This is a genomic window from Acidithiobacillus sp. TH-A36 (assembly GCF_057473445.1).
In genome coordinates, this window is record NZ_JBYCKP010000307.1 from 1 (window position 1) to 6,793 (window position 6,793).

The 6,793-nt window shown below is 52.8% G+C and carries 15 protein-coding genes and 1 pseudogene; 14 read left to right on the forward strand and 2 right to left on the reverse strand.

Going from position 1 to position 6,793, the window contains the following annotated elements:
- The first annotated feature begins 172 nt into the window (after window positions 1–172).
- The 5 genes from AC2VLY_RS08085 to AC2VLY_RS08105 all read left to right on the forward strand — a co-directional run bounded on the left by AC2VLY_RS08085 (window position 173) and on the right by AC2VLY_RS08105 (window position 2,116).
- A complete protein-coding gene (locus AC2VLY_RS08085) occupies window positions 173–433 on the forward strand; it encodes a winged helix-turn-helix domain-containing protein (protein ID WP_486922068.1) in 261 nt (86 codons plus the stop codon).
- A gap of 92 nt (window positions 434–525) precedes the next feature.
- The gene (locus tag AC2VLY_RS08090; protein ID WP_486922069.1) at window positions 526–972 is read left to right on the forward strand and encodes a WGR domain-containing protein; all 447 of its coding nucleotides are present in this window, start codon (window positions 526–528) and stop codon (window positions 970–972) included.
- 112 nt (window positions 973–1,084) lie between these two features.
- Window positions 1,085–1,381 carry an HU family DNA-binding protein gene (locus AC2VLY_RS08095; protein WP_486892633.1) on the forward strand — a complete coding sequence of 99 codons (297 nt, stop codon included), beginning with the start codon at window positions 1,085–1,087 and terminating at the stop codon, window positions 1,379–1,381.
- Window positions 1,382–1,472: 91 nt separating this feature from the next.
- Window positions 1,473–1,748, forward strand: a complete 276-nt coding sequence (locus tag AC2VLY_RS08100; protein WP_486892634.1) for an HU family DNA-binding protein — start codon at window positions 1,473–1,475, stop codon at window positions 1,746–1,748.
- 20 nt (window positions 1,749–1,768) lie between these two features.
- Window positions 1,769–2,116 (forward strand): hypothetical protein, encoded by a 348-nt coding sequence (locus AC2VLY_RS08105; protein WP_486922070.1) that lies wholly within the window; start codon window positions 1,769–1,771, stop codon window positions 2,114–2,116.
- Between the two features lie 343 nt (window positions 2,117–2,459).
- Here AC2VLY_RS08105 and AC2VLY_RS08110 read toward each other — a convergent pair.
- A pseudogene (locus AC2VLY_RS08110) lies at window positions 2,460–2,579 on the reverse strand (Tn3 family transposase); the annotation flags it as partial.
- 386 nt (window positions 2,580–2,965) lie between these two features.
- Between AC2VLY_RS08110 and AC2VLY_RS08115 the strand changes: the two are divergent.
- From AC2VLY_RS08115 to AC2VLY_RS08155, 9 genes are all read left to right on the forward strand, one after another.
- Window positions 2,966–3,202: a hypothetical protein gene (locus AC2VLY_RS08115; protein ID WP_310514511.1), complete on the forward strand. Its 237-nt coding sequence runs from the start codon at window positions 2,966–2,968 to the stop codon at window positions 3,200–3,202.
- 115 nt (window positions 3,203–3,317) lie between these two features.
- On the forward strand, window positions 3,318–3,638 hold the full coding sequence (locus AC2VLY_RS08120; protein ID WP_486893476.1) for a hypothetical protein: 321 nt from the start codon (window positions 3,318–3,320) through the stop codon (window positions 3,636–3,638).
- 235 nt (window positions 3,639–3,873) lie between these two features.
- Entirely contained in the window at window positions 3,874–4,341 is a 468-nt protein-coding gene (locus AC2VLY_RS08125; RefSeq protein WP_486893477.1) for a DUF29 domain-containing protein, read from the forward strand.
- A gap of 34 nt (window positions 4,342–4,375) precedes the next feature.
- The gene (locus AC2VLY_RS08130; protein ID WP_486893479.1) at window positions 4,376–4,579 is read left to right on the forward strand and encodes a DUF5397 family protein; all 204 of its coding nucleotides are present in this window, start codon (window positions 4,376–4,378) and stop codon (window positions 4,577–4,579) included.
- Between the two features lie 126 nt (window positions 4,580–4,705).
- Window positions 4,706–5,026, forward strand: coding sequence for a BrnT family toxin (locus AC2VLY_RS08135; protein ID WP_486922071.1), 321 nt, complete (start codon window positions 4,706–4,708; stop codon window positions 5,024–5,026).
- Window positions 4,995–5,279 (forward strand): BrnA antitoxin family protein, encoded by a 285-nt coding sequence (locus AC2VLY_RS08140; RefSeq protein WP_486893482.1) that lies wholly within the window; start codon window positions 4,995–4,997, stop codon window positions 5,277–5,279. Before AC2VLY_RS08135 ends, AC2VLY_RS08140 begins: the two co-directional genes overlap by 32 nt.
- A gap of 10 nt (window positions 5,280–5,289) precedes the next feature.
- Window positions 5,290–5,682: a hypothetical protein gene (locus AC2VLY_RS08145; RefSeq protein WP_486893483.1), complete on the forward strand. Its 393-nt coding sequence runs from the start codon at window positions 5,290–5,292 to the stop codon at window positions 5,680–5,682.
- A gap of 83 nt (window positions 5,683–5,765) precedes the next feature.
- Window positions 5,766–5,933: a hypothetical protein gene (locus AC2VLY_RS08150; RefSeq protein ID WP_486893485.1), complete on the forward strand. Its 168-nt coding sequence runs from the start codon at window positions 5,766–5,768 to the stop codon at window positions 5,931–5,933.
- A gap of 117 nt (window positions 5,934–6,050) precedes the next feature.
- Window positions 6,051–6,290 carry a hypothetical protein gene (locus tag AC2VLY_RS08155; protein WP_215858679.1) on the forward strand — a complete coding sequence of 80 codons (240 nt, stop codon included), beginning with the start codon at window positions 6,051–6,053 and terminating at the stop codon, window positions 6,288–6,290.
- Window positions 6,291–6,428: 138 nt separating this feature from the next.
- On the opposite strand, the gene AC2VLY_RS08160 is transcribed toward AC2VLY_RS08155, so the two are convergent.
- The coding region (locus tag AC2VLY_RS08160) for a helix-turn-helix transcriptional regulator (RefSeq protein WP_486893487.1) at window positions 6,429–6,793 on the reverse strand (365 nt) is incomplete at its 5' end.

Consider the following 6,793-nt stretch of genomic DNA (forward strand, 5'->3'; position numbering starts at 1 on the left):
GAGATTATGCGTTGGTCTGGGGGGGAAGGGGCGATGAAACCCAGATGTCCGATACCGCCTTACTGGAACAAATCGCTATTGCCTATCGCAAGGGACGACACCTTCCCGGTGAGAATGCCATCCTGCGGGGGTTGATCCGGGAACTGATGCAACGGGCGCGGCTGTTGTCAAAATGAACGCGCGGACCCCACAAGCCCGCCATCCTCTGGCGGCTCAGGATATGGGGCGGATTCTTGCCTGTCTGCAGAAAAATCCCGGTACCTCCGTGGAGATTGCCCGGGCCTTACGATTGACCGTGAATCGGGTGAATGGATTGCTGCTGGAGTTGCGAGTGCAGGGGCTGGTTCATGCACCTTCCTGTACGATCGGCAGTAAGGGCGGTTCAGTTAACGTCTGGGCCTGTAGAGAGGAAGCGGAGGAGGGTGCCCGGTAGGGGGGGAGGGTTTCCTTATTGCCCGTGAATATGGGTTCCGGTAGGGCTTACGGTTTTTATAGGACATGCCGATCGCTGGAGGAGAATAGGTCATGCATACGCCCGATTCAGATAGCGATCTGGTTTATGATCTGTCTCGCTGGTGGTGTGTGACCTGGCAGAAGGTTCAACCCGATGCTGATCCCCCAGTTTTTCGTTATTACCGGCTCTGTCTGCAGCAGGATCTCTGGGGACAATGGGAGCTGCTCCGCTGTTGGGGCAGAATCCGTCAGAAACCCACCCGCGAACGGCGCGAAAGGGTGGATTCTCCGGAAGCGGCAGAAGTCATTCGACGGCAGGTTCAGAAAACCCGACAGCAGCATCGCTATGTGCCGGTAGAAGCCCCCTTGGTCGCGCTGGATCTGGCCGACTGGACCTCCGAGGATACAGGGAACACCGTTTTGCGGGGAAACCCGAATAAAGGGCAGATCGAAAACTCCACTTTTCTGACGGATGAAGGAAATGAAGGCAAAGAAAACGCTCAAAAAAGAGATTTTTGAAAGGACGTAAAGAGATTATCTGGCTGTTTCTATGCAGAAGAAAATGTGGGTAGAATCATCCGGAATCTCCTTTGGATAAGCTGACGAATCAGAAGAACGGTAGAGAAAAACAATGACGAAATCCGAACTCATGGACACGATGTATCAGGCCTTACGGGATCAGGGTAACCAAGCGATCTCCCGACAAGAGGTCATTATGGCGGTCGGACTGATCCTGGATCATTGTGCGCGGGCTTTAGCGGATGGCGAGCGGATCGAGATCCGGGATTTCGGAGTATTTACCCTGCATACGATTCCGGCCAAAGCCGGCCGGAATCCGAAGACGGGTGCACCTGTAGCGGTGACTGAGAAACGCCGTGTGCATTTTAAACCCGGTCAGGCGATGCGGAGATTGGTCAATTCGCAATAAAACCGTACGCGGAATGGCATGCGCTTGTGTTGCGCCGGTTATGGGAATTCCCTACATTGACCAGACCCGCCTATATAAAAAAGAGGTTCTGATGAACAAAACCGAATTTATTGCTGCCCTGGCCCGTCATGGGGAGATGTCCAAAGTGGATGCGGAAAACTGTTTTCAGGCGTTCCGTCATACGTTGGAAACGGAATTGTCTGCGGCCGGAAAAATCACCTTTCCGGGATTCTGTACATTTGAAATCGTGGACAAACCTGCGCGTAAGGCCCGGAATCCCGCTACGGGACAGGAAATTGAGGTGCCGGCCAAGAAAAGTATCAAGTTCAAGGCGGGGAAAGAGTTTGCCGGGAAAGTGAATCACTGAGGAACAGAAAAGGAGAAAACATGACCGAAGGGAAAAAACGGGTGCGGCGCAGCCCGGAACAGCGTCTGGCCGATCTGGAGAAAAAGCAGGCGGAGATTCTGGAACGCCAGAAAGCTGCGATAGCCAAGATTGAGGCTGAGAAAAAACGGCTGATGCAGACTCCGTCAGCTCGTAAGAAAAACGTAGCGCAGGAAAAACGCTTTGTGCGGGCGGCTGAGGCATTAGCTCCGGAATGGGATTACCGTCACTTTATCGCGGCTCTCGAAAAAGCCCTTCAGGAAGATGCACAGGCCTTGCAGGAACGAGGGGAAGCTTTGTTGGAAGAACATGGCAAGGCCCGGCGGGGACGGCGGCCAAAGGTCCATTAAGCATGCGGTCAGGGCAGGGGGCCGCAGGGGGAATGGTCCTGAACGGGTACAAAATGAGCAGTTTCTGATTTTTTGTCTTATAAAGGCCCGGTTCATCCAGGGCTGGTCCCGTCCAGTCAACGGACTACGGACCTGGCCAGTCGATTAATTGAGAGACTCGGTTCACGCCCTATCAGGAGGTCAGACATATTCTTTTGGCCCATTCTCCGGCACAACTGAGCGTCAATAGCTACGCGTTGCAGGCGCAAGCCTATCAACCGTGTGCGGATAAATCCTCCGCACAGCTTTGTGCAGATTTATAGGATCGGCAATCAGCAAGGAATTCGACAAAGCAGAGTAACCGGTAACTGAGCGGCGACAAGTATTGCAACAGCGCGTCATCGATGGCATGCCCATTGCCGCGCAGCGCATGCGCCGCCCGCTCCAGATAAACCGTGTTCTACAGAACGACAGCCGCCGTTACAGAGGGAAAGACCTCGTCTTTGGTAGGAGGAACCAATCGTGAGAACACACAGAAAATGCGGACCGCGCAATGGTCTATTCGCTTTTATTCACATTCAAACGCGCTTTAAGGCGCATCGCTATGCCGGTTATTGCAGAATCCACCTGCCTGGTGCCTCCTGCTCCAAGTGGTGTGCACCTGGCCGTTATATCGATACGGGGCACCGGGGTTGCACCTTAAGACGGCAGGTATGGCTCAAACACCAAGGTATTCGCCGATTGGCCCATCGTCAATGGCATCAGAGTATCCCCTGGGGGAGATTGAAAAAATGGGGAATAATGGGGCTGCACGACACACGACTGCTCTAATTCATGAGAGCGTTGAGAACGATGGTCCCAGGAGAAAAAGTGGAATACGCGCAATTCAAAATAGGAGCATCCTTCAAAACGGCAACAGGCACCTGGCGATGCACGGATGTAGGCACCAGAACCATCGCTGCCATCCATATAGCATACGCGGACGGCAGCCCTGTTTGTGCGGATTCCTCGTGGTTCAATGGACCGCCCTATGCGGTCGTTGAAGAAGTTTTCGATGCCTATGATTTTGGTGGATGCTACACCATGGATGATCCGGAACCGTTCTGAGCAACAGACCAGATCACCAAGAAGAAACTATTCGGGGAGAATATGTGCCACAGCGTAAAAAAGATCCGGGAAAGGAGGGCGCCATGAAGTAACGACTCACAGCAGGAGAAACTTCATGTCGAAAACCATTCGGCGGCGTAGCGCCCGATACGAATATCGTTGGGTATTATCGGATTGGGTCAGTTTGCCCTCAAGATCTTTGCTGCGGCAGCGGATTGCCCCGCATTCATCAGAAGGGCGGAAACGATTGGCCAAATTTCACTCAGACAGCCAGCGCACCATGAAGATGGTACCCTCGTACTTCCGGCGGATTTGCAATCGAAAAAATCGGCGGGAAAACCAGCAGATACTCCGTCGTTTTTCCCGCGTGGGAGATTGGGATGGTGGCCCCGTCATGGTGCCAGACAAATCCAATGCGCTGTCGTATTGGTGGTGAGACGGTTGCTTCACTGATGAGCGCACCGCAGAAGGACGCGCCACAATCCGCTCCTGAATATGCGGCTACTTCAGTAAACGGGAGTGAATCATTCCGGGGGTCGGCGCCACTGATCTGTTTTCCATCGTTTTTCGGAAATCGGCGGTTTGTGGTTCAACCCATTACACAGCTTTTTCTTTTATGTTCTTTCGCCTATGCTCCAGAGAGTCTATTCATGCCAACAGGAGGCCTGTCCATGAGCACCGCTAGACAAATTGAGCAACCGCTACCGGAATTGTATGAACGGGACTACTTTGCCTGGACGCAACAACAGGCAAAGATGCTTCGTTCCGGGCAAATCTCCGACGTGGACACCTTAAACCTGGCCGAGGAGATTGAGGACTTGGGACGTAACGAAAAACGGGCACTGGCAAGCCGCATGATTGTGCTTATGGCGCATCTTCTCAAATGGCAATACCAACCAGCACTCAGAAGCAAAAGCTGGCAGCGTACCATCACCACACAACGCAAGGATGTTAAGTACGAGCTGGCAGGTTCTCCCAGCCTGAAACCTTTGCTGAATGATCCCGAGTGGCTGGACGTAGTATGGTCGAAGGCGACCGTTCAGGCATCCAATGAAACGGGTATAGAGCTTGTGGTGTTTCCAGAAGTACTCCCTTGGGAAATAACCGATATCATGCAGGAAGGCTGGATGCCAGAATAAAATGTACTATGCAAACCAAACAGGAGGGCAATCCATGCAGCCACACATCGCTGACTTTCCGTATCCCGAGCTGATCGGAACATTCCGCCAGTTTGGGCCGTTTGGCATTCCCTACCAGATACTCAAGGAAGGGCATGCCACCGCAAAGGGCTGGACCGTCGAGATTGAGGTGCCACAAACAGGAGAACGCCTGGAATATCCCCTGAAGGACGCCCTGGACGATCCAGAGGCCCGCTAGTGTTCGCCATCGCCTTTGACCTGACTGTTAAGGAAGTCACAAAGCATCATCCAAAGAGTGTTGCCGCTGCCTATACGGACATTGGCGCAACCTTAGCGGGGTTTGGATTCCGATGGGTACAGGGCAGTGACGAATGCGCAGATTGTGCGTACAATAAAGGTAATGGAAATCACCTATGATCCGGCTAAAAACGCCCGCAACGTTCAAGAGCGCGGCCTCAGTTTTGATCGGGCGATAGATTTTGACTTCCACACCGCGCTCTATCGCGTGGACGACCGCCGCGAGTATGGCGAGACCCGGATCCGGGCTATGGGAACCTTGGACGGGCGATTACATGCGCTGGTTTTTGTGGAGCAGGATACCGGTATTCGGGTGATCAGTTTTCGGAAAGCGAATCGCAGGGAGATCCAGCGTTATGAAAGCAGCAGACCTTCATCAGACATCTGAGGACGACGGCAATCCCGAATGGACGACGGAGGATTTTGCCCGTGCCCGAACGTTTAGCGCCCTGCCCGATTCTTTGCAGGCCAAGCTGTCCACACGCGGACCGCAGAAGGCGCCCGTCAAGGAGCGCGTAACCATGCGGCTCTCACCAGAGGTGGTTGCCCGTTTCCGGGCCTCTGGTCCAGGTTGGCAGACCCGCATTGACGCAGCGCTGAAGGAATGGCTGGAAACACACCATTACGCACGAAACAAGTAGGAGGAAACTGATGGGGATCACTGCAGATGAATGGTATGCGATAGCAGAAAACATGACGGCCGCCCAGCATGTTCAAATGCAGAAAACCGGCGATCCCATCATACGGACTGCCTTGCGGGAAATCGCCAAACTGGAAGGTAGGAAGTTTGGATCGGTGAAACAGCGCTTTCTCGATGGCGAAGTAAAAACGGTATTTCTGGTGCTCGGCCAGGTTGAAGACGCGCACCCCGGCCGTTTCGACGCCTTTGCGTATTGCGACGGATGCCGGAAGTTTATGCTGCACAAATACGACGGGCCTGCCGTGGAGTTAGATCCTCGTGGTCACTGGCCAACTTTCCTGGATAGTCTTGGCTTTGCGGTTCGTGGAGCAATGGAACAACCCGTCGATTTAGGCCCACGGTAGATTTGTCCTGGCAGATATCTTTCGTCTTTTCAGGGAGACAAAGAGCATCTATGCTCAGAGACAATCAGTTAGAGGAGCCCGTTATGGCGGACAACGCGGAAGATCTTGTTCTGGAACACTTGTGCGCAATACGCAATGATATTATCGCATTTCGCAGCGAGACGCGGGCAGAGCTGAATGATGTTAAGCATCGTTTGGAGCGGATCGAGGAACAAATTGTCGGATTGCGGTTGGATATCGTCGGTGCCTAAGAGGATACCTATCGCCAGCAAACTCGTATTGACGAGATCGTTACGCGCATAGACCGCATTGAGCGCCGCTTGAAACGGTCCTGAGCATACTCGGCCCTCAAATCAGGGAGACTAAAAATGGCAGAAGAAATCGAAAACCTCATGCTGGAACACCTGAAACGTTTTCAGTCCATACTGGATCGCGTCGAGCGCAAGCTGGACGACATAACCCGTCGCGTCGGTAATCTGGAATCCGGGCAGGCCAATATCATCCAGCATCTGGGGACTCTGGCCGCCGCTGATGCTCAGCAGCAACTCACGTCAGATGGATTTAACCAGCGGCTTGAGCGCATCGAGCGCCGCCTGGAGCTGTCTTGATCCGGCATAAAATGAACGGCCTCTGCTTTTTGTCTCATAAGTGCCCTGATCAGACAGCATCCGGGTCCCGTCCAATCAACGGCCTACGGATCTGGCCAGCCCTACCCACGAGACAAAATGATGCATTGTGTCTCGTTACTAAAATGAGCGACAATCACGAGGTGACACATTAAAACGTTGTTTAAAAACTCGACTGAAATGACCAGGATCTTTGAAACCGCATTGGTAGGCAATTGATGCTATGGTGTTGCTAGTTCTGAGTGCTTTGTTCTGAAGTAGAACATATGCAATATCAAGGCGTTGATCAAGTACATACCTTGAAAAGCGCAGCTCACGCTGCGCAAAGAGCCTGTGTATATAACTTTCTGAAATTCCGAGGCGTTTCGCACACGCTGATGGAGACAGTATATCTGCTTCGAACAGATGCTGCCTGATGTATTCCAATATTTGCTGCCATCGATATCCATTCTCTAAACGAGGTTCCTCTTTTGCTATTTCTTCGC